This window comes from Metabacillus fastidiosus NBRC 101226 (assembly GCF_001591625.1).
In the GTDB taxonomy this organism is placed as follows: Bacteria; Bacillota; Bacilli; order Bacillales; family Bacillaceae; genus Metabacillus; species Metabacillus fastidiosus.
On record NZ_BCVG01000069.1, the window covers coordinates 1 to 20,675 of the forward strand.

The 20,675-nt window shown below is 35.2% G+C and carries 21 protein-coding genes and 1 pseudogene; 14 read left to right on the top strand and 8 right to left on the bottom strand.

What is annotated here, in order from left to right; genetic code table 11:
* Nucleotides 1-66 precede the first annotated feature (66 nt).
* Both BFA01S_RS15000 and cbpB read left to right on the top strand, forming a co-directional pair.
* Nucleotides 67-585: a ribonuclease H-like YkuK family protein gene (locus tag BFA01S_RS15000; protein WP_066232308.1), complete on the top strand. Its 519-nt coding sequence runs from the start codon at nucleotides 67-69 to the stop codon at nucleotides 583-585.
* Nucleotides 586-895: 310 nt separating this feature from the next.
* Nucleotides 896-1,348, top strand: coding sequence for a cyclic-di-AMP-binding protein CbpB (gene cbpB / locus BFA01S_RS15005; protein WP_066232250.1), 453 nt, complete (start codon nucleotides 896-898; stop codon nucleotides 1,346-1,348).
* Between the two features lie 202 nt (nucleotides 1,349-1,550).
* Here the strand turns inward: cbpB and BFA01S_RS15010 are convergent, their stop codons facing one another.
* Nucleotides 1,551-1,805 carry a YkuS family protein gene (locus tag BFA01S_RS15010; protein WP_066232253.1) on the bottom strand — a complete coding sequence of 85 codons (255 nt, stop codon included), beginning with the start codon at nucleotides 1,803-1,805 and terminating at the stop codon, nucleotides 1,551-1,553.
* A 244-nt stretch (nucleotides 1,806-2,049) separates the two neighbouring features.
* Here BFA01S_RS15010 and BFA01S_RS15015 point away from each other — a divergent pair, with 244 nt between their 5' ends.
* The 4 genes and pseudogenes from BFA01S_RS15015 to BFA01S_RS23305 all read left to right on the top strand — a co-directional run bounded on the left by BFA01S_RS15015 (nucleotide 2,050) and on the right by BFA01S_RS23305 (nucleotide 4,777).
* Nucleotides 2,050-3,318, top strand: coding sequence for a molybdopterin molybdotransferase MoeA (locus tag BFA01S_RS15015; protein WP_169800489.1), 1,269 nt, complete (start codon nucleotides 2,050-2,052; stop codon nucleotides 3,316-3,318).
* A 146-nt stretch (nucleotides 3,319-3,464) separates the two neighbouring features.
* The gene (locus BFA01S_RS15020) at nucleotides 3,465-3,920 is read left to right on the top strand and encodes a molybdenum cofactor biosynthesis protein MoaE (RefSeq protein WP_066232257.1); all 456 of its coding nucleotides are present in this window, start codon (nucleotides 3,465-3,467) and stop codon (nucleotides 3,918-3,920) included.
* Nucleotides 3,920-4,153 (top strand): molybdopterin converting factor subunit 1, encoded by a 234-nt coding sequence (gene moaD, locus BFA01S_RS15025; RefSeq protein ID WP_066232260.1) that lies wholly within the window; start codon nucleotides 3,920-3,922, stop codon nucleotides 4,151-4,153. The genes BFA01S_RS15020 and moaD overlap by 1 nt, the downstream gene beginning before the upstream one ends.
* A gap of 401 nt (nucleotides 4,154-4,554) precedes the next feature.
* A pseudogene (locus BFA01S_RS23305) lies at nucleotides 4,555-4,777 on the top strand (cold shock domain-containing protein).
* A gap of 31 nt (nucleotides 4,778-4,808) precedes the next feature.
* Here the strand turns inward: BFA01S_RS23305 and BFA01S_RS15030 are convergent.
* Nucleotides 4,809-4,988 (bottom strand): H-type small acid-soluble spore protein, encoded by a 180-nt coding sequence (locus tag BFA01S_RS15030; protein WP_066232263.1) that lies wholly within the window; start codon nucleotides 4,986-4,988, stop codon nucleotides 4,809-4,811.
* A 63-nt stretch (nucleotides 4,989-5,051) separates the two neighbouring features.
* Complete coding sequence (locus BFA01S_RS15035; protein ID WP_235843037.1) at nucleotides 5,052-5,339, bottom strand: DUF6509 family protein; 288 nt, start codon at nucleotides 5,337-5,339, stop codon at nucleotides 5,052-5,054.
* 174 nt (nucleotides 5,340-5,513) lie between these two features.
* Here BFA01S_RS15035 and ltaS point away from each other — a divergent pair, with 174 nt between their 5' ends.
* Nucleotides 5,514-7,448: a lipoteichoic acid synthase gene (gene ltaS, locus BFA01S_RS15040; protein ID WP_066232268.1), complete on the top strand. Its 1,935-nt coding sequence runs from the start codon at nucleotides 5,514-5,516 to the stop codon at nucleotides 7,446-7,448.
* Nucleotides 7,449-7,474: 26 nt separating this feature from the next.
* Here the strand turns inward: ltaS and BFA01S_RS15045 are convergent, their stop codons facing one another.
* Nucleotides 7,475-7,789 (bottom strand): hypothetical protein, encoded by a 315-nt coding sequence (locus BFA01S_RS15045; RefSeq protein WP_066232271.1) that lies wholly within the window; start codon nucleotides 7,787-7,789, stop codon nucleotides 7,475-7,477.
* Between the two features lie 268 nt (nucleotides 7,790-8,057).
* Here BFA01S_RS15045 and ilvD point away from each other — a divergent pair, with 268 nt between their 5' ends.
* From ilvD to BFA01S_RS15060, 3 genes are all read left to right on the top strand, one after another.
* Complete coding sequence (gene ilvD, locus BFA01S_RS15050) at nucleotides 8,058-9,734, top strand: dihydroxy-acid dehydratase (RefSeq protein ID WP_066232277.1); 1,677 nt, start codon at nucleotides 8,058-8,060, stop codon at nucleotides 9,732-9,734.
* A gap of 354 nt (nucleotides 9,735-10,088) precedes the next feature.
* Nucleotides 10,089-10,901: a motility protein A gene (locus BFA01S_RS15055; protein ID WP_066232280.1), complete on the top strand. Its 813-nt coding sequence runs from the start codon at nucleotides 10,089-10,091 to the stop codon at nucleotides 10,899-10,901.
* Nucleotides 10,888-11,622 carry an OmpA family protein gene (locus BFA01S_RS15060; RefSeq protein ID WP_066232283.1) on the top strand — a complete coding sequence of 245 codons (735 nt, stop codon included), beginning with the start codon at nucleotides 10,888-10,890 and terminating at the stop codon, nucleotides 11,620-11,622. Before BFA01S_RS15055 ends, BFA01S_RS15060 begins: the two co-directional genes overlap by 14 nt.
* Nucleotides 11,623-11,829: 207 nt before the next feature.
* On the opposite strand, the gene BFA01S_RS15065 is transcribed toward BFA01S_RS15060, so the two are convergent.
* Complete coding sequence (locus BFA01S_RS15065; protein WP_066232286.1) at nucleotides 11,830-12,426, bottom strand: VanZ family protein; 597 nt, start codon at nucleotides 12,424-12,426, stop codon at nucleotides 11,830-11,832.
* Nucleotides 12,427-12,530: 104 nt separating this feature from the next.
* Nucleotides 12,531-13,493 carry a D-2-hydroxyacid dehydrogenase gene (locus BFA01S_RS15070; protein ID WP_066232288.1) on the bottom strand — a complete coding sequence of 321 codons (963 nt, stop codon included), beginning with the start codon at nucleotides 13,491-13,493 and terminating at the stop codon, nucleotides 12,531-12,533.
* 210 nt (nucleotides 13,494-13,703) lie between these two features.
* On the opposite strand from BFA01S_RS15070, the gene efeO reads away from it, so the two are divergent.
* The 4 genes from efeO (at nucleotide 13,704) to BFA01S_RS15090 (ending at nucleotide 18,836) form a co-directional block, all read left to right on the top strand.
* Nucleotides 13,704-14,540, top strand: a complete 837-nt coding sequence (gene efeO / locus BFA01S_RS15075) for an iron uptake system protein EfeO (protein WP_066232291.1) — start codon at nucleotides 13,704-13,706, stop codon at nucleotides 14,538-14,540.
* Nucleotides 14,541-14,543: 3 nt separating this feature from the next.
* Nucleotides 14,544-15,830: an iron uptake transporter deferrochelatase/peroxidase subunit gene (efeB, locus tag BFA01S_RS15080; protein ID WP_066232294.1), complete on the top strand. Its 1,287-nt coding sequence runs from the start codon at nucleotides 14,544-14,546 to the stop codon at nucleotides 15,828-15,830.
* A gap of 15 nt (nucleotides 15,831-15,845) precedes the next feature.
* Entirely contained in the window at nucleotides 15,846-17,594 is a 1,749-nt protein-coding gene (locus BFA01S_RS15085; RefSeq protein ID WP_066232297.1) for an FTR1 family iron permease, read from the top strand.
* A 183-nt stretch (nucleotides 17,595-17,777) separates the two neighbouring features.
* Nucleotides 17,778-18,836, top strand: a complete 1,059-nt coding sequence (locus BFA01S_RS15090) for a DUF5105 domain-containing protein (RefSeq protein ID WP_066232299.1) — start codon at nucleotides 17,778-17,780, stop codon at nucleotides 18,834-18,836.
* Nucleotides 18,837-18,901: 65 nt separating this feature from the next.
* Here the strand turns inward: BFA01S_RS15090 and BFA01S_RS15095 are convergent, their stop codons facing one another.
* Nucleotides 18,902-19,213, bottom strand: coding sequence for a hypothetical protein (locus BFA01S_RS15095; RefSeq protein WP_066232301.1), 312 nt, complete (start codon nucleotides 19,211-19,213; stop codon nucleotides 18,902-18,904).
* Nucleotides 19,214-19,382: 169 nt separating this feature from the next.
* On the bottom strand, nucleotides 19,383-20,474 hold the full coding sequence (locus tag BFA01S_RS15100; protein WP_066232305.1) for a glycerol dehydrogenase: 1,092 nt from the start codon (nucleotides 20,472-20,474) through the stop codon (nucleotides 19,383-19,385).
* Nucleotides 20,475-20,675: the final 201 nt, after the last annotated feature.

Sequence of the window (20,675 nt, forward strand, 5' to 3'; positions counted from 1 at the left end):
GGAAAAACCCCACTGATGGAAGTTTCACTTTATTCATCTTACGCCGGAAATTTAAGGGAGTGTGACATGGGAGAGAATGTAACCTTTTATAATATTTCAGAAAGTCAAATGTCATTTGATACAGTAAATGAGCGTCTTCAGTCATTTATTTTACAAGATCCGCGTTCTGAATATATTTTATCAATTGGGACAGATTCTCATGTACATCAGAGGGAAACAAGATTTATAACAGCCATTCATATGCACAGAGTTGGGAAAGGTGCATGGGGATGTTTACGAAATTACTATGTTGACCGGCCTATTTTTAGTGTGCGTGAAAAAATTTCAACAGAGACAGCTCTCAGTCAGGAAATCGCTGCTCATATGATTTCAGATTATTTAATTGGATTATCAGACTTACTCATTCCTTATACAGATGAAGGAGCTGATTTAGTTTTTGAAATCCATCTTGACATTGGGAAAAAAGGTATAACGAAAGATTTGATTCATGAAATGACAGGAAGAATTCGGGCGATGGGAATTGAAGCAAAAATTAAGCCGGATTCTTATGCGGCGTCGAGCTATGCGAATCGGTATACGAAATAATAGTACTTGCCTACATATGTTTGACGGTACTCCTTATTAGGGTACTGTTTTTCTATGGAAAAAACGATTTTACTTATACATTAATATGATGAACTTTTGTATGTATAATTAATATTCTATTAAAAGGAGAAAGCTAATATAGATTTCTTCATTTTATCTCATAATTTTACAACGAGAGGTCTTAATACCCATTATTTACGATAAAATAAAAAAGAAAGCGCTTCATTTATCATAATGAATGCGATCTTACTTTATGATATCATAATGGTTGGCTGGGTCAAAAGTTTTCAGAGAGAGGAAGTAACGGCTTATGATAAGTGTTCAAACGGATGAGTTGATTGGTACGGCAATCCAAGATTTAATGATTCCAGGAGATAAAGTAGCACATGTTCAACTTGGCAATAATTTAGAACATGCCCTTTTAGTATTAACGAAAACAGGTTATACAGCAATCCCTGTATTAGATCCGCAATTTAAACTACATGGGTTAATTGGTACAAATATGATTATGGACTCCATTTTAGGCTTAGAACGTATCGAATTCGAAAAGCTTGAACATATGAAAGTAGAAGAAGTAATGAATCGTGATATCCCGAGACTATCCTTACAAGATCCCGTCGTACGCGGCTTAGAACTTGTTATTAATCACGCGTTTGTTTGTGTGCAAAATGAAGAAGAAGTATTCGAAGGTATTTTTACAAGAAGGGCTATTTTAAAACAATTAAATAAGCATATTAAAATGTTAAATAAAAATAATGGCTAGTACGCCCTTTATTATTAAAATGTCAGGAAGGTTAGATAGGGCTGTCCAATAAGTCTCTAATAAATTTTAAAAGCTGAAAGGCTCTGTTGCAAAATCCTTGATTTTATTGGATTTTCATTACAGGGCCTTTCAGCAGGATGTCCCAAAAGGGTTGTTTTTTACCCTTTTGGGACATCCTCATCTAACCTTCCATCTGCTTTGTTTAATGCTGGCGGTTTAATCTTTCTTCTACTTCGTTACAAATTTCATTAGCTGTCATGCCTTCTGCAGAAATAATAGAAGCAGGTGTCACAGTATTTTGAATACCCATCACATTAGTATCCTGCCCAGTGACTATACAGCAGTCACAGCCTTTTGCGTCATGTTCATTTTTTAATGTAATAACTTCATACCCTTTCTCCTGCAGGGCAGATGTTACGTTTGATAATGATTGCTCTACACCAATTTTTTTCATAATTATCCACCTCCTCTACATAATTTGTCTTGAAATGAAGTAATTTATTCTTTTAAATTTGTTAAAATAATGTAAAAAATATCATAGTTAGAAAATAAGGTAATTTGAGGATGTGATAAGCCCGAAGGATAAACATTCAGTATGTTACTGAATTAGAGGTTTATAGTGATGAAATTAGTCTTTAATTATTATGATGGCTTACAATGTAATAGAGAACGATAATATTAGTTAATAAGGAGGAGCAGGTTTGGAGAAAAGAACACCGCTTGCTGTTTCAAATGCAATTAATAAAGTAATGGCTTTTTCACTTGCCGGGGAACATGAAACAGTCTCTATTCATGAGAGTTATGGAAGATATTTGGCAGAAGATTTAATTGCTGATCATGCTGTTCCGCCGTTTGATCGCTCACCATATGACGGATTTGCCATTCGGGCACAAGACTCTATCGGAGCGAAAAAGGAAACCCCTGTTGCATTTAGAGTAATCACTGAAATCGGAGCAGGCTCTGTTTACAATGGGAAAGTCGGGGAAAATGAAGCTGTCCGCATTATGACTGGTGCACAAATTCCAGATGGCTGTGATGCTGTTATAATGCTTGAGCTAACGAAACAATATGAAAAAGATGGACAGCCATTCTTTTCAATTAGCCATGAGTATAAAAAAGGTGATAATATTTCGTTTCAGGCAGAAGATGTGGAAAAAGGAACCTCTCTAATACAAAAAGGAACATACATAAATCCGGGGATTGTTGCTCTTTTAGCTACTTTTGGCTATGCAAATGTCCGAGTTGCAAGACGTCCAAAAATCGGGATTATTGCAACTGGCAGTGAGCTGCTTGAAGTGGGAGATGAATTAAAGCCGGGGAAAATTCGTAATAGTAACGCATATATGATGATTTCACAAGTTGTTCGAAGCGGTGCGGAGCCTGTCTATTTCGGGAAATTAGCTGATAATTTTGACCAATGTTATTCTTTCATAAAAGAAAAGGTTGAAGGGGTAGATTTTTTAATAACAACTGGCGGTGTATCTGTTGGTGATTATGATTATTTGCCAGCTATTTATGAAAAATTAGGTGCAGCTGTTTTATTTAATAAAGTTGGAATGAGACCAGGAAGTGTTACTACTGTTGCTGAGCTAGACGGAAAATTATTATTCGGTCTATCAGGGAATCCATCCGCGTGTTATGTTGGTTTTGAATTATTTGTAAGACCAATCGTCCGCACATATCTTTTTTCAGAAAGACCCCATTTACAAAAAATAAGTGCAATACTTGGAGCTTCGTTTGTGCAGCCAAATTCATTTGCTAGATTCATTCGTGGAAAACTAGAATTTGAAAATGGAAAATTAATAGTGAATCCGGTTGGACTTGATAAGTCAAATGCTGTAAGCTCTCTTGCAGAAGCAGATTGTCTTATTGTTTTACCCGGTAGTACGAGAGGATATGAAATTGGATGGGAAGTAGATGTTTTACTTTTAGGAGAAGAAACAGGATGTCCTGATCCATGGGGAGAATAATTTCAAGCAAAAATAGTGAGAAAAACATTAAAAGCCGCTATGGAGTTAATATAGTCATTAAAAAGATAGGATAGATTATTTCCTGTATTTTTATTTTGATGACAATAGTAAAATATTTGAACTGAATTTTAAGTGGGGTGCTGTAAATGATGGAAACATTATTTGAAATTGTCCATGAAGCGATTTCCATCGAAGCTGTATCGAAGAAGGTGTTTAAGAGAGAAGCAGGTGCTGTTACAACTTTTACCGGTATAGTAAGAGAATTTACAAAAGGGAAAAGAACTTTATCGTTAGAATATGTCGCATATGAGCCGATGGCTGTGAAAATGCTCGCACAAATTGGTACGGAAATTAAGAAGCGGTGGGCAGAAGCAGAAGTGGCGATTACCCATCGTGTCGGCAAGCTTGAAATTTCTGATATTGCTGTTGTTATTGCAGTTTCTACTCCGCATCGCCGCGATGCATATGAAGCGAATGAATATGCGATTGAAAGGATAAAGCAACTCGTCCCAATTTGGAAAAAAGAAATTTGGGAAGATGGGGAGATGTGGATTGGTGACCAATTGGAACATAATCCATATGCAAACGAGGAGCTGAAATGATGAATAAAGTATTATTATTTGCTTATTTACAAGAAGCAGCAGGGAAAGATCATTTATTTATGCAAGCGGCAGGGCTTTCTGTAAAAGAGTTGAGAAATTCGTTAGAAAATGAAACACGCCTGTCATCATTACAAAATGTCATGATTGCGATTAATGAGAATTATGCAACGGATGAAGATATTATTGAAGAAAATGATGTAATTGCTCTTATACCTCCAGTTAGCGGGGGATAATTATTTATCCCAGCCTTAATGTTACATATAAATAAAGAATGTAATATCTTGACTTTACTGGGAAAATCATTTAATATTACAGATACTGCTTATTTAATTTAAGAAATTTAAAGCCTAAGTGAACACAAGCAATTCACACTGGCGTGGCTTCGGAGCCACAAGGACGGAAGAGAGGTAGGGCTTTCGTTGTTTTGATTTTTAGAAGAAGTCGTTAGTATTTCTATTTGCAAAAATGATAAAATAAATTTTAAGTTATGAAGCGATATGATTCACATATTTGTAAGATTATTTACTCACCATTTTGCCGGTAATCTTTATGATAATTGAATTATTATTTGCTTAGTGAGCAAACTTTTTATTAATATACTATGTTAACAAGCCATTTGAGGCATCGAGCCTAACTGGAACGCTCGATTAGTTCATTTAATAATCAATGGGGAGATTCGCATCCCTGTTGCCTGAAGATTCACTTTATCGAAGTAGAAGAGGAAAACGATGTATTCGTTCACTTCAGTAGGATCACTGGTGAAGGTTTTAAACGTTAGAAGAAGGTCAAAAGTAAAGTTCAACGCAGTTGAAGAAAACACTGGTGACTATAAAATAAAAGACGATATTAAATTATAAGTAAGTAAAAAACTGCCTTTACGGCAGTTTTTTACTTTTCCATTAAGCTTGAAACAGGAACAGTAAGTTCGTTCTCACGATTGTTTCGTGAATAAATTCTCGCAGTGCCATCTGCTTCATTTACATTTTGAATAAGAATAGTTTCATCATTATAATATACGTCAACAATTTCACTTTGCTGTGAGATTTCTTTTGCTCTTCTAACGTTCATTTTATATACCCCCTTTATTTTCGAACGCTATTATGATGTGCAAAAGAAATTATTTTACTCTTTTTATTCCTGAATCAGTTTTTGGCAGTATTCATCAATTATTTTTTCTTCCTCTTCTTCTAATGCAAAATCAAGATGTTTCTCAGTTTTATTTTCAATTAAATAATATTGAGCAATTTTTCCTTTACCATCTTGAACAGCGTAAATTACTTTTATATATATACCATTTTCTGTATAAATATCGTCGTCTTCATCAATATTTACTTGCAAAATAACTTCATACCGTTCTCCTTGAAGTATGCCGGTCGGATCAATGATTTCTTCTAAAACTGCATTTGTAATTTCCATCATAAGTCATCCTTTTCTGTTAATAATATGACATATTATATCACTTTCATTAGCTAAATAAAAATTGACATTCAGCCATTTTGGAGTATGATATATTTTATTGCGAATTTATGATTTTCATATAATGATTGAGAAATATTTCATTGAATAGAATATTTTTACAAGAGGTGATTTTGTTTGCAAAAGTTATTCAATAACAGTCGTGCTGTTTTAAATAAGCAGCTTGGTTTTTTCTTATTTGCAGCTCTTCTTTTATGGATCAAGACATATGCTGTATATAATGTTGAATTTAATTTAGGTATTGAAAATACGATGCAGAAATTTTTATTATTTATGAATCCTATAAGTTCTGCACTTCTATTTCTCGGATTCGGTTTATTTGCAAAAGGGAAAAAATCGTATATTTGGATTATAATTATTGATTTCCTTTTATCTTTTTTATTATATGCAAATATCGTTTATTATCGTTTTTTTAATGATTTTATTACAGTACCTACGTTAACTCAGACGAAAAATGCTGGTGATTTAGGTCAAAGTATCGGTGCCCTTGTGCATCCATATGATTTCTTATATTTTATTGATACACTACTCCTAATTATTTTAGTTTCATTTAAATTTGTAAAACCACAGCAAGTGAAAATGAAGCGCAAAACTATTGTTGCTGTGTTTACTGCTGCAGTCGTTATGTTCATAGTAAATCTTGGTTTAGCGGAAACAGATCGTCCGCAGCTTTTAACGAGAACATTTGACCGCAACTATATTGTGAAATATTTAGGAATGTACAACTATACGATTTATGATGCGATTCAAAGCTCAAAATCATCAGCACAGAGAGCTTTAGCAGATACAAATGATATAACGGAAGTAGAGAACTACGTAAAGGCGAATTTTGCGAGTCCGAATCCTGAATATTTCGGAAAAGCAAAAGGGATGAATGTAATCTATGTATCGCTTGAATCGTTACAAAATTTCGTTATTGATTATAAATTGAATGGTGAGGAAGTGACGCCTTTCTTAAATTCGCTGGCACATGATGGAAATACTTTTTATTTTAATAATTTTTACCATCAAACAGGCCAAGGGAAAACATCTGATGCAGAATTTATGATGGAAAACTCCATTTTCCCATTGCCGCAAGGTGCAGTTTTTACAACAAAAGGGCAAAATACATTCCAAGCAGCACCAGCAATTTATGATCAATTAGGTTACACAACAGCTGTTTTCCACGGTAATTATAAATCATTTTGGAACCGTGATGTTATGTATAAAGCATTGGGCTATGAAAAATTCTTCGATGCGGAATACTATGATATGAATGAACAGGATGTCGTTAACTACGGCTTAAAAGATAAACCTTTCTTTAAAGAATCAATGCCGCTCTTAACATCTTTGAAGCAGCCGTTCTATTCTAAGTTCATTACGTTAACAAACCATTTCCCATATCCGATTTCGGAAGAGGAAGCAACGATTGAACCGCATACAACAGGTGATGGATCAGTTGACCGTTATTTCCAAACAGCCCGTTATATGGATGAAGCAATAGAAGAGTTCTTTAATGATTTAAAGGAAGCCGGCTTATATGATAATACTGTTGTCGTTATGTATGGGGATCATTATGGAATTTCTGAAAATCATAATGCAGCAATGGAAAAAGTAATGGGAAAAGAAATTACACCTTTTGAAAGTGCACAGTTGCAAGAAACACCATTATTTATTCATGTTCCAGGTGTAAAAGGCGGTATCCAGTCACAGTATGGCGGTCAAGTCGATGTTCGCCCTACAGTGATGCACTTACTAGGAATTGATACGAAAGATTACATTCAATTCGGGACAGACTTACTATCTTCCGAACATAGTGAGATTGTTCCATTCCGCAACGGTAATTTCGTGACACCTGAAGTAACGGCGGTAGATGGTAAATATTATGATACAAAAACAGGTTTATTAATAGAAGCAAATGAGGATATAAAACAAAGTGAAGAAGTAGCTGAAACGAAGCTTCGCTTATCAGATAAAACAGTATATGGGGATTTACTACGTTTTTACACACCGGAAGGGTTTAAAACAGTGGATCCAACATTATACGATTATAATAAACGAGAAGAGAAATAACTGCTGGGATCCCAGCAGTTATTTTTTTATTCTTTATAACGTAAATAATTATAATTAGAAGTAGGAATACTTTCTATAATCTCTCCGTCTTCATCCTTGTATACTTCATATTCACGATATACTTCTACTTCGTAGCCATCAATATACGTGCTGCCGACTAATTTTTTTTCTAAAACAGGAAGAGAAAGTTTTTCTTTATCAGATTCAACTGCAGTTGTAACAGTAGAACCTTCACTAGAAAAAGCAGGAAAACTCGTGACATATTCCTTTTCAGACGATTCAAAATATGAGACAAATACAATAATTGTAAGGATAAAAAGTAAAGTGATTATTTTTTTCATTCCTAAGGCTCCTTACTTTGTTTTACCATTATTTTATGCGTGTCCCACTAAGGAATATGAGTAGCGAGGATAATTATTGTAAAATATAAAATTTTATGAAAAATTTCTTGAGAATGTGACAGATTTCGTCAAGTTTCCCTTTACATAATGAAAAAAAAGAGGTTTAATTTATAATTATACTAAAAAAAATGTTACAATAAGTAAGTAATTATTTTTCGTGTTTTTGAGAAAGAGATTAATGTAAGACATGATAAATGGAGGGATTATCTTGGCTAAAATGCGTAGTGACATGATTAAAAAAGGATTTGACCGTGCGCCACATAGAAGTTTACTTCGTGCTGCCGGTGTTAAAGAAGAGGACTTTGGTAAACCGTTTATCGCGGTTGTCAACTCATATATTGATATTGTTCCAGGACATGTTCATTTACAAGAATTCGGAAAAATAGTAAAAGAAGCAATTCGTGAAGCGGGCGGTGTTCCGTTTGAAATGAATACAATCGGTGTTGACGATGGAATCGCGATGGGGCATATCGGTATGAGATACTCATTACCAAGCCGTGAAATTATCGCTGACTCTGTTGAAACAGTTGTATCTGCACACTGGTTTGACGGAATGGTTTGTATTCCAAACTGTGACAAAATTACACCAGGGATGATGCTTGCAGCAATGCGTGTAAATATCCCGACTATTTTCGTCAGCGGTGGTCCGATGAAAGCCGGAGTTGACAGCAATGGTAAGAAAATCTCTCTTTCATCTGTATTCGAAGGTGTTGGTGCATTCCAAGCTGGTAAATTAGATGAAAAAGGATTAGAAGAATTAGAGCAATTCGGCTGTCCAACATGTGGATCATGTTCAGGTATGTTCACAGCAAACTCAATGAACTGTCTTGCTGAAGCATTAGGCCTTGCACTTCCTGGAAATGGAACAATCTTAGCTGTTGCACCAGAACGTAAAGAATTCGTTAAAAAATCTGCAAAACAATTAATGAACTTAATTAAAGACGATATTAAACCGCTTGATATCGTTACAGAAAAAGCAATCGACAATGCATTCGCACTTGATATGGCATTAGGCGGTTCAACAAATACAGTTCTGCATACACTTGCACTTGCAAATGAAGCAGGTATTGATTACCCGCTTGAAAGAATTAATGAAGTAGCAGAGCGCGTACCGCATCTTTCTAAATTAGCACCAGCTTCAGAATATCATATTGAAGATTTACATGAAGCAGGCGGAGTATCTGCAGCATTATACGAATTATCGAAAAAAGAAGGCGCGCTTCATCTTGATACGTTAACAGTAACAGGTAAAACACTTGGTGAAAACATCGCTGGCTGTGAAGTACAAGATTATGATGTTATTCATCCAATTGATAAACCATATACTGAAAAAGGTGGACTTGCTGTATTATTCGGTAATCTTGCTCCAGACGGTGCGATTATTAAAACTGGTGGTGTTCAAAACGGAATTACACGCCATGAAGGTCCAGCAATCGTATTTGAATCACAAGAAGAGGCATTAGAAGGAATTGCAAATGACGAAGTAAAAGCAGGTCATGTTGTAATTATCCGCTATGAAGGACCAAAAGGTGGACCAGGTATGCCTGAAATGCTTGCACCAACTTCACAAATCGTTGGTATGGGTCTTGGACCAAAAGTGGCTCTTGTTACTGACGGACGTTTCTCAGGTGCATCACGCGGACTTTCAATCGGACATGCTTCACCAGAAGCTGCTGAAGGCGGACCGCTTGCATTCGTTGAAAACGGCGACCATATCGTTATCGATATCGACAAGCGCACAATGGACGTACAAGTTCCAGAAGACGTATGGGAAGCACGTAAAGCAAACTGGAAAGGCTTCGAACCAAAAGTTAAAACTGGTTATTTAGCACGCTACTCTAAGCTTGTAACATCTGCTAACACTGGCGCAGTTATGAAAATCTAATTGATTAATAGAAGACCTGTGATTATTCACAGGTCTTTTTGTATGGGAAAGAACTGCATGATTACATTCTATTGAACGTTTCCTAACATTGTCTTTATTAAAATTTGATCGCATGTGGTACTAAGTTTTATGAATACATATCAAGGCTTTAAATATATAGTTAATTCTCTTTTTATATTATATTAGAAAAATAATAGTTATCTATATATATTGGAAGAGGAAATTATATTTAAGACCGACTTTTAAAATTGGCATCGCTTTCATTATTTGTTTAAAATTGTTTAGAAGTTTGATATAGTGATTTAGTAGGATTGGTAATAATCCTTTTATACTATTTTATGAAGGAGAGAAATAATGAAAAGGCAAGATTTTTTAACCCCTTTTGGTATTATTTTGGGGTTTATTCTAATTTATATTAGTATTTATTTTGTAGGCGGAAAAGATGCGTTACTCGCATTTATTAGTGTTTCTTCCTTTGTTATTGTGGTAGGAGGGGTTTTTTGTTCCCTTCTCGTTGGATTTGGAGGAAAAGAGATTGGAAAAGCAATTGCTGTTGTTTCACATGTATTCAGGAGACCGGAGCTTAATTTAAAAGAGCTTGTTGATACGCTTATTGAATTATCACGAAAGTCGAAAGAAAATAATGATAGAGGCCTTTTAATACTTGAGGATGAGGCGAAGCATATTTCAGATCCTTTTATTAAAAAAGGAATTAATCTCGTGTTAAGTCCGCTTTCTTCGGAAATGGTTGAATCAATTATGTCAACAGAAATTGATGCGCTTAGACGCCGTCATGAACAAGGCTATCGTGTTTTTTACAAAGCAGGAGAAATGGCTCCGGCATGGGGAATGGTTGGAACAATTATTGGACTTATTATTATGCTGCAAAATATTCAAAACCCTGCTGAGATCGGTCCTGCTATTGCAGTTGCACTTGTTACGACATTTTATGGAGTGTTACTCGCTTATCTTGTATTTACCCCGATTGCAAATAAGCTGTACCGTTTAAGCGAAGAGGAGATTTTCAAACGTGAAATCATTATAAAGGCGCTTTTGAACATTAAAGAAAATCAAAATACATTTATTTTAAAGGAACAATTGGAGTCTATTCTTTCCCCCCAGTTAGGTGAGCGCTTAAAACAGGAGGCGCACAATGAAATTCGATAAAAATAGTAAACATCCTGAAGAAAGCGGTCCGAATTGGCTCGTCACTTTTTCTGATTTAATGATGATTATTTTAGTTTTATTTATTGTCCTCATATCATTTTCAGATATTTCTCAAGAAGGTTTACAAAAAACGGTCCAATCGTTTAAAGACCGTCCTGTTAATGAATTTCAGCAGTCAGTAGGCACAAAAGATAAAGATGGGGAAGATGAAATTTCTATTACAGAGGAAGAACAGAAAAAGCTAGAGGAATTAAAAAAACTGGAAGAAAAAGAGCAGGCAGTTATGTCCTTTGTAGAAACATTTTCAAAAGAAAACGGGCTACAAAATGAGCTTTTTGCAAATAAGACGAAGCGGGGAATTGAGCTTGTTCTTCCAGAAAGAATGCTGTTTGAATCAGGACAGGCTAATTTATTGGATGGAGCGAAGGGATTTTTAACGGATATTGCTCCATTGTTGGCGAAAATGGAAAATCAAATGATCGTGGAAGGCTACACTGATAATATTCCTATTTCAAATGAGAGATTTAAATCAAACTGGCAGCTGTCAACAGACCGCTCTATAAGTGTAATTGATTATTTAGCAAATAAAGAAAATATCGAAGCCTCAAGATTTACGGCTGTCGGTTACGGTGAATTTAAACCTATTGCAAAAAATGATTCAGAAGCAGGACGAAAGAAAAATCGCCGTGTTGTTATTATTATTTCTAATTTAGATGAATAATATTTTAGTAGGATGTCCCAAAAGGGTAAAAATCAACCCTTTTGGGCCTTTCAGCTTTTAAAACTTATTAGGGACTTATCGGACAGCGCCTTTTGGAAATTTTTGATGAGTAAATTTCTTCTTTAACCGAGCAATGGCAAAGGAAAAGTCTTTCCTATATCTATTTCTTAATTAATACCGCTCTTTAATGCCGAATATTAGTTTCTATTATCCACTTACATTGTTCACAATTATAATTTTTTTAAAAAGAGGAAAACATAAATATCCGGTAAAAACCCCAATCATATTTAAAATAAGATCATCAATATCCAAGCTCCCTCTATTTGTGACAAACTGTAATAATTCGATAGATACGATAGAAAGAAGCGGCAGCAGGATAAGAATTTCGTATCTTCTCTTTTTTAACATGAAATAGATCCCATAAGGAATGAACAGACCGATATTTGCGGTAAGATTATAAAAGGCAACAAGGAAATTTACCTTTCCCGCTAAATAAAAGGATACAGTCGCAAATGGAATAAGATTAATGGAATTATAAGTTTGATCATTTGGACGGAAAAACAGCAAAATAATAAGAGCAATTGAATATATAATCAATCCTGTTCTTAATACTTTAAATGAAATAGAAATGGACTCTTTACGGATATATAAAACAATAAAGAGAGTAACGATAAATAAACATAGAAAGACGACAGCTAATACGATCGGATGCAAGTAGGCTGTCAGTTTAATTAAAAACGGTGAAAATATTAAAAAGAAAGTGACGGATAAAATAATAGATATAATAATTGATTTAGGTTTCAATTGTTTCTCTCCTTGAAGCGTGATTTATATAAATCATAAGGAAAATCAACCCCCTTCCTATATTAAAATGGGGAATGGGGGGCTAAGTTTCATATCTGAATTTTTTAATACCCTTTTTCATAATTAATCAGATTAATAGGAAGTGTTTCTCCAGCTAAGTAGCTCTGTAAATTAGGAATAAAAATATCTTCAATTACTCTTTTAGTATAATGTTCTGTTGAGCCTGATGAATGTGGTGTAATAATAACGTTTTCTAAATTCCAAAGTGGATTATCTTCCGAAAGCGGTTCTTTTTCGAATACATCAAGACCTGCCCCAGCAATAGCCTTTTGTTGAAGAGCCTTAATAAGTTCTTGTTCAACAACGATATTACCGCGGCCAATATTAATGAAAAAAGCAGATTTCTTCATTAATTGAAATTGTTGGGCACCGAATAAATGATATGTTTCTTTTGTTAATGGAAGTGTAATAACGATGTAGTCACAAGCCGGTATGATAGAATCTAATTCGCCTAACTTAAACATTTCATCAACATATTCTTCCCTTTTTCCAGATTGTCTTACACCTAATACCCGCATTCCGAATGCTTTTGCAATTTTCGCTGTTTCTTTTCCAATAGCCCCAACCCCGATAATCCCAACTGTTTTCTCATGCATTTCTAAGCTTAGTCCTGAATGATGCCATTTTTTCTCTCTCTGATTTTTTACATATGTATCAATTTTTCTTGTTAAGGCGAGCATGAGTGCGAAAATAGTTTCTGACACGGGATATGCATGGACGCCGCTTGCACCTGTCAGTAAAATATTGAGTTCTTTAAATGATTCCAGAGGAAGTTTATTAATCCCTGCACTCCATGACTGAAACCAGCGAAGCTGTGAATTAGGCTGAATAGCATGCTCTGCGATTTCCTTTTTCCAGCCAACGATAATTTCAGCATCTTTTATATGATCCAGCCAAATATTTTCATCTCTGCTGCTAATAATATCCCAATCTATTGCAATTTCCTTTATACGTTGTAATTGTTCATCTTGGAGATCATGTGTAATAACAATTTTTCTTTTTGCCATATGAAATCATCCTCCCTATGTTCATATTAACATAAGGAAATAATATCCTAGTTTTAGTAAAAAGAGAACTATCAGTATCCTTTTAGGGAACTCTCCTCGTTTTTTGTCGTTAAATGACGAAAAATATTGATAATATCTCAAAAAAAACTATAATAAAGTAATGATAATGAAAATCATTACTGAATATAAGTCATAGGAGATGTTATTACGATGAATAAATATAAATTACCTGCTGTTTTACTGCTGTCTAGCAGTCTATTATTTGGCTGTACAAATGAAAAGGGGACGGAACAACAGGAGACAGTTAGTAAAAGTAATACAGATGAATTAAATAAAGTATCTGAAAGTTATCGTGCATATGCAATCGGTGAAATTGATGAATTTGTAACAAAGACAGAAGCATTTGCAAATGCTGTTATTTCTGGAGATATTGAAAAAGCAAAGGAGCTTTATGCACCAGCACGGATGCATTATGAGCGTTCCGAGCCTATTGCTGAAGTATTTGCTGATTTAGACCCTAAAATTGATGCTCGTGAAGGAGATGTAGATGAAGCGGAATGGACAGGCTATCATCGAATTGAGAAAGGTCTTTGGGTTGATAACACTACAAAAGGCTATGAAAAATATGCGGAGCAGTTAATAAAAGATGTAAAACTTTTACGTGCAAAAGTAGAAACGGTAGAAGTAACACCAGATCTTCTTATTACAGGAGCTGTTGATTTATTAAATGAAGTATCGACATCAAAAGTGACTGGGGAAGAGGATCGCTATTCTCATACAGATTTATATGATTTTGTAGCGAATGTAGAAGGTGCAGAAGAAATTTTCAAATTATTAAAGCCGGAGCTTGAAAAACAGGACGAGCAATTAGCAAAAGAAATTGAAGATCGTTTTAATGCATTATATAGTCTGCTTAATAAATATAAAAAAGATGATGGCTACATTTTATATACAGATTTAAAAGAGGAAGAAGTAAAGCAGTTAAGCCAAGCGATTAATGAGCTTGCAGAACCGCTTTCACAGTTAGGAGTAGTAACGGAGGGATAAAAAGTGAAAGATGATCAGCTACCAGACTATTTAACGAAACAAGTGTCACGGAGAAGTTTATTAAAAGGGATCGGTTTAGGAGGTGCAGGAGTTCTTCTTGCAACCAGCGGAGTTGGCAGTGCTCTTGCACTTACAGATCAATTTCCTGATATATTAGGGAAAAATAATTCGAAGAATAAAATTAATTTTTACGGTACACATCAAGCAGGAATTACGACAGAACAGCAAAATCATCTTTATTTTGCGTCACTTAATATAACAACTTCTAATAAAGCTGATCTTATCTCTCTTTTTAAAAAATGGACGGAAGCAGCAGTTGCAATGACATCTGGTGAGGCGATTGGACAGCCTGCAAAAAATGGGTTACTGCCACCTGATGATACGGGAGAAGTTGCAGGGCTTTCTGCTTCTAATTTAACGATTACATTTGGTGTTGGTCCAACTCTCTTTGAAAAAGAAGGAAAAGACAGATTTGGGCTGCTTCATAAGAAACCTGCTGAATTAAAAGATTTACCGAAATTTCCTCTGGATGCATTGGAAGAAAGATGGACCGGCGGTGATATTTGTATTCAGGCATGCAGTGATGATATGCAAGTTGCTTTCCACGCTGTTAGAAATCTAGTACGCATTGCCCGAGGAAAAGCAGTGCTTCACTTTACACAATCGGGATTTTTACGTTCTAAGCAATCGAGTGGAAAAAATGAAACACCACGTAATTTATTCGGTTTCAAAGATGGAACAATCAATCCGAATTTAAAGGATAAACAAGAGTTAAATGAACAAGTATGGGTACAGCGCGGTGACGGGCCGAACTGGCTTATTGGCGGTTCTTATTTAGTCGTCCGAAGAATCCAAATGTTCATTGAAGTGTGGGACAGAACGACATTAAAAGATCAGGAAGAAACATTTGGGCGCCATCGTGACAGCGGTGCACCACTTAGTAAAAAAAATGAATTTGATCAAGTTGATTTAGAAGAGAAGAATGAAAACGGACAATATGTTATTCCGAAAACATCTCATGTTCGTGTTGCACATGGAAAAGGGAAAGAACAAATTTTACGGAGAGCATATTCCTATGCTGACGGAATGGATTTAAAAACTGGAACATTTGATGCAGGGTTGTTTTTTATGAGCTATCAGCGCAAGCCTAGTAAACAATTTGTCCCAATGCAGCAGAGATTAGCACAGATGGATAAATTAAATGAATACATCGTCCATAAAGGAAGTGCTGTTTTCGCCTGTTTACCTGGTGTGAAAAAAGGTGGATTTATAGGGGAAACATTGTTTTAACTAGGAGATGGAAAAATGAAAAAAATAAGTGCACTAAGTTTTGCAATCTTTCTTATATTTAATTTATTAGTCATTCCACCTGCCTTAGGAGCGGAAAATTTGGATGATTTATATATTGAAATTGGCGATGCATTAATGAAAGCAAAAGCAGGAGATCAAAATGCAGTAAAAGAGCATGTCGCTAATTTCCAACATGGATGGGAAAAGATTGAAAAAGAAAATAGCGAACAAGCGGATAAAGTAGATAAAACGTTAAAGCAATTGAATGAACAGCTGGCTAAAGAAGACTCTGTTCATGTAACAGAGTATTTATCGACTTTATCAAAGGGATTAGTTCTCTATGAAAAAGAACAGTCCCCAGTTAATGATAAACAGGAAAAAGAGAAAATTAAACAGCTACTGCCTCTTGTTACAAATATTGAAAATGAAGTAAATGCAGGGAATTTCGATGAGGCGGAGAAAAAATTCGGACAATTTTTAACAAAATGGACAGAAAATGAAACAATTGTCCGGACACAGAACATTGCCTCTTACGGTGAAATCGAAACTGGGGTTGCCTTTGTTCGAATTGCTCTTGCTGAGACACCACCAACTAAAGAGAAGGCACTTTCCAGCATTAATCAGTTAAAAACAGCATTCAATCATTTCTTAACTGGAAAAGTGGTGAAGCAGACATCCAGTAATTATAAATTAGAAGATGTTATTCAGCTGCTAGAAAAAAGCGACGAGGCTCTAGCTGATAATAAAGCCGATGAAGCGATGGAAAACTTAAATAAAATACTTCTCATTTGGCCGGCGGTTGAAGGAGAAGTAAGGACAAAAGACCAGGCTTTATACAACCGAATGGAAAACGAAGTTCCAAAAGCGATTAGTTTGATTAGTTCGGATCATAAAGAATTAGATAAAGCAGACACAATCGTAGCTGATTTATATAAAGATCTTAAGCTGATTGCAGGAAAAACGAATTATTCATTCGTTGATTCATTCCTCATTTTATTTAGAGAAGGAATTGAAGCATTAGTCATTATCGCAGGTCTTGTCGCTTTTCTAAGAAAAACAAATAATGGAGATAAACAAATTTGGGTGTGGAGCGGTGTGGTTGGAGGAATTGCTGCAAGTGCTATCCTTGCTGTTTGTATTAACCTCTTTTTCTCTCAAGTTACCGCGGCAACAAGTAGGGAATACTTAGAAGGAATCATCGGTCTTATTGCTGTTATTATGATGTTCACTGTCGGTGCATGGCTCCATACAAAGACAAATATCCATCATTGGAACCATTTTATGAATGAAAACCTGAACAAAGCAATTGCAAAAGGAAGTTTATTTTCGATTACAACATTAAGCTTTCTTTCTATTTTTCGTGAGGGAGCAGAAACGATTATTTTCTATGCTGGTTTAGCACCTTTAATGTCAGTGAAGGAGCTCATACTTGGAATTGGCATCGCCATTATCATATTGGCTGTTTTTGGATTTATCGTCATTCGCTACAGCACGAAAATTGCACTACGTCCGTTTTTTATTATTGCAGCATGGCTTATTTATGTATTAGCATTTAAAATGATCGGCGTAAGTGTCCATGCATTGCAAGTCGCAAATACGATACCGATTCATCATTTCCAAGCAATCCCTTATATTGAAATGATCGGTTTATATCCAACGGCAGAAACAATTATTCCACAGCTCGTTCTTATTATGCTCGTTTTTGGGACGGCTGTTTATGCGAAAAAAATAGTGAAAAATATTCGGAAAGTAAGGACGAATTAGAAGGAGGGATGCTGAATGCATCTCTCTTTTTTATTAATTTAGCTTATATTCTAATATACCTATTTCTTTAAAAGGATACAGAAGATAAATAGTATATTTTTCTCATTCCAAATTATGGTTTGGAAGCTATTATAGATATATTGCTATTTTATACATAAAAACTTTTAATTTAGGAGGAGAAAAATGGTATTAAAAAGATTTTTCATTGTTGCCTTATTGCTTGTCTTAGCAGCTGCTGTATCTGCTTGTTCTAATTCGGGAACTGTTAAAGAGGTAGTGAAGGGAAATGAAGAGAATACGAAAAATGTTGAAATAAAGCTAGGGAATATAGAATATCAGCTTCCGTCGGAAAGTGCAGATGCTGAAGAGGGACAGCTTGGATTAAAAATAGATTTCTCACTTAAAAATAAAGGAAAAGAATCTGTCAGTGTAAGCGAATCTCATTTTGAGCTTTACAGTAACGATACGAAATTAGAAAGTTATGATCCTGAAGACTATAAGGAAGGATTCAGTGGTACTAGTGTAGCAGCAGGTAAAAAAATAAATGGAAGCCTCTTTTATGTTGTGGATAAAGGGAGTAAATTTGAACTGATTTATATAGTACATCCTTTTATTGAAGGTCTACAGGAGGAGAAAACGGTTAAATTTGAAATTGATGGAAGTGATGAAAAACTATTAAAAACCGTTGAAAAACTTCAATATCCTTCTAATTCAGTTCAAGCGTACATAGATGTCTTCTATTACGGAAAAGATAATCCGAATTTCGAAAAATGGACGGGGGACAATAAAGAAGAAAATCTCAAAGCGTTTGATGAAGGCTTAATGAAGGCACTTACCGGCCCTTCTGTTTTAGGAGAAGTGGATGAAGCTGGCCTTAAAAATCTCATTGCGGTAATGAGATCAGCAACGCATGAGAAGGTTCCGACAAAAATAGTTACGAAATCTATTTCAAAGGACACAGCAATTGTAGAAGTAACAGCTAAGCCGCTTGAAGCTGGTGTATTAAAGCCTGTTGTGGAGGAAAAAGCACAAGATTTTATAACAAGTAATCCAAATGCTTCAGAGCTTGATGTTCAAAAGCTTGCTTTTAAAACGATGGCAGATGAATTTAAAAATGTGCAGCCTTCTGATGAGGATGTAACGATTGAACTTCAGCTGAAAAAAGTCGGAGATGATCAATGGAAGATGGATAATGATTATAAGAACGAAGACTTCAGTAAACCATTTATAAACTTTGAATAAGAAAATAATATAAATATAGAAAAACAGAGAGCTTATTATTTTTGGCAGCTCTCTGTTTTATTCGTTTAATGATGTGTATGTCCACTATGTTTCCAAGTAACAGACTTTCCTGATTTCGGACAGCTTGGGAATGTATCTCCTTCTTTTAAGTCTACATGTACGCCGCCTTCATTCACATATTGACCAGATTCTGTTACTTGTTCACCAGTCTTATGCACATGATCTGTATGTCTCCATGTAGTCGGTTTATCACTCTTTGGACAATTTGGAAATTTTTCGCCTTTTTGAAGTTCTTTTACTTCTCCTGCGGCACATACATATTTGCCTGTTTCTTCTACTTCCTCATTTGTTTTATGCAAATCCTGTGTTTTTTCCATTTCCTCTTCATCCTTTCTTTTTGTTCTCATTCTGTTTATTTGCTTTCATTTATATATTAACCTTTAGGAGACTATGTGAAACATCGATTAAAAGTTATTAGACTTTAATTTGTATTAAAGCAAAAAGAAGAGAAAATTAGCATTCTCGCACTAATTTTCTCTTCTTTCATTATTTGTACAGCTGCCCAAACTTATCTGCTGTTAAAATAGCCGCATATACTTTACTAGAAGTGACATGAAATGGCATATTATGAATCGTTTCTCCTTCTGCGCATGCCAGCTCAGCTACTTTTTGGATTTTAGTTTCATCTATATTTATGATGCCCAGCTCAGTTAATGTTGTTGGTAATCCGACACTTTGGCAAAAGAAAATAACGTCTTCGATCTCTTCTAGTGGTGCGTTTTCTAATACGAGCTGTGTTAGTGTACCGAATGCTACTTTTTCGCCGTGATACATATGATGTGTTTCTTCTAAAGCGGTTAAGCCGTTATGTATTGCATGTGCAGCAGCTAATCCGCCGCTTTCAAAGCCGATTCCGCTTAAATATGTGTTTGCTTCAATAATTTTTTCGACTGCTTCTGTAACAACATTGTTTTCTGCCGCAAGTTTTGCTTTTAAGCCTTCACTTATTAATGTATCATAGCATAGCTCTGCAAGTGTTATTGCTGCTTCTGTTGCAAGACCCCCAGCCATCGCAAGTTTATTCGCCTTTTTACAAGCACGGGCTTCGAAATATGTTGCAAGTGCGTCGCCCATTCCGGCAATGAGAAGGCGTGCCGGAGCAGCGGATATAATACTTGTATCAACGATAACATAAGTCGGATTTAGCGGGAGAAAGAGATATTCCTCAAATTCACCGCTTTCATTATAAATAACAGAAAGAGCGCTTGTTGGTGCATCTGTTGAAGCAATCGTCGGTGCGATAATGACTGGTTTATTAATGTAATGAGCAATTGCTTTTGCCGTATCAATTGTTTTACCGCCGCCGATACCTACAATGATATCGCCATTTACTGACTCGCAAATTTCTTTTAATCTATTAATCTCTTGCTTTGAACATTCTCCATTAAATCTTTCAAACGTATAACTGCTTTCTGTTTCACGATAACTTCCTGTAACTGTTTCACCTGTTAACCCCATAACAAAATCATCGGCAATAATGAATGCATGATTTCCGAGCTTTTTAGTGTATGAAGCAATCTTTTCAAGCTCATTAGGTCCTTGAATGTACTTACTTGGCGAAATAATGATTCGAGTCATTTTAATTCCTCCTAAATGATTGTGCATAATTTTATAGCCATGGAAGTAAGACATGAGATGAAAATGATTCCTTTAGTTTACAATTAGATTATAGCATTCAAATTTTATGATTTATATAGAATTTTCCAAATGAGATCTTAGCTTATTTTGAGAATGGCTAATTCGTATTGTTCCTTTATCCCAGCCTTAACGGGCAGTAAG

What these genes read in the sequence shown, in the direction of transcription:
- BFA01S_RS15100 (WP_066232305.1), bottom strand. Translation starts at nt 20,474, where the DNA reads ATGACTCGAATCATTATTTCGCCAAGTAAGTACATTCAAGGACCTAAT.
- BFA01S_RS15090 (WP_066232299.1), top strand. Translation starts at nt 17,778, where the DNA reads ATGGTATTAAAAAGATTTTTCATTGTTGCCTTATTGCTTGTCTTAGCA.
- BFA01S_RS15045 (WP_066232271.1), bottom strand. Translation starts at nt 7,789, where the DNA reads ATGAAAAAAATAATCACTTTACTTTTTATCCTTACAATTATTGTATTT.
- BFA01S_RS15095 (WP_066232301.1), bottom strand. Translation starts at nt 19,213, where the DNA reads ATGGAAAAAACACAGGATTTGCATAAAACAAATGAGGAAGTAGAAGAA.
- efeO (WP_066232291.1), top strand. Translation starts at nt 13,704, where the DNA reads ATGAATAAATATAAATTACCTGCTGTTTTACTGCTGTCTAGCAGTCTA.
- BFA01S_RS15060 (WP_066232283.1), top strand. Translation starts at nt 10,888, where the DNA reads ATGAAATTCGATAAAAATAGTAAACATCCTGAAGAAAGCGGTCCGAAT.
- BFA01S_RS15035 (WP_235843037.1), bottom strand. Translation starts at nt 5,339, where the DNA reads ATGATGGAAATTACAAATGCAGTTTTAGAAGAAATCATTGATCCGACC.
- BFA01S_RS15070 (WP_066232288.1), bottom strand. Translation starts at nt 13,493, where the DNA reads ATGGCAAAAAGAAAAATTGTTATTACACATGATCTCCAAGATGAACAA.
- moaD (WP_066232260.1), top strand. Translation starts at nt 3,920, where the DNA reads ATGAATAAAGTATTATTATTTGCTTATTTACAAGAAGCAGCAGGGAAA.
- cbpB (WP_066232250.1), top strand. Translation starts at nt 896, where the DNA reads ATGATAAGTGTTCAAACGGATGAGTTGATTGGTACGGCAATCCAAGAT.
- BFA01S_RS15020 (WP_066232257.1), top strand. Translation starts at nt 3,465, where the DNA reads ATGATGGAAACATTATTTGAAATTGTCCATGAAGCGATTTCCATCGAA.
- BFA01S_RS15030 (WP_066232263.1), bottom strand. Translation starts at nt 4,988, where the DNA reads ATGAACGTTAGAAGAGCAAAAGAAATCTCACAGCAAAGTGAAATTGTT.
- BFA01S_RS15000 (WP_066232308.1), top strand. Translation starts at nt 67, where the DNA reads ATGGGAGAGAATGTAACCTTTTATAATATTTCAGAAAGTCAAATGTCA.
- BFA01S_RS15085 (WP_066232297.1), top strand. Translation starts at nt 15,846, where the DNA reads ATGAAAAAAATAAGTGCACTAAGTTTTGCAATCTTTCTTATATTTAAT.
- BFA01S_RS15055 (WP_066232280.1), top strand. Translation starts at nt 10,089, where the DNA reads ATGAAAAGGCAAGATTTTTTAACCCCTTTTGGTATTATTTTGGGGTTT.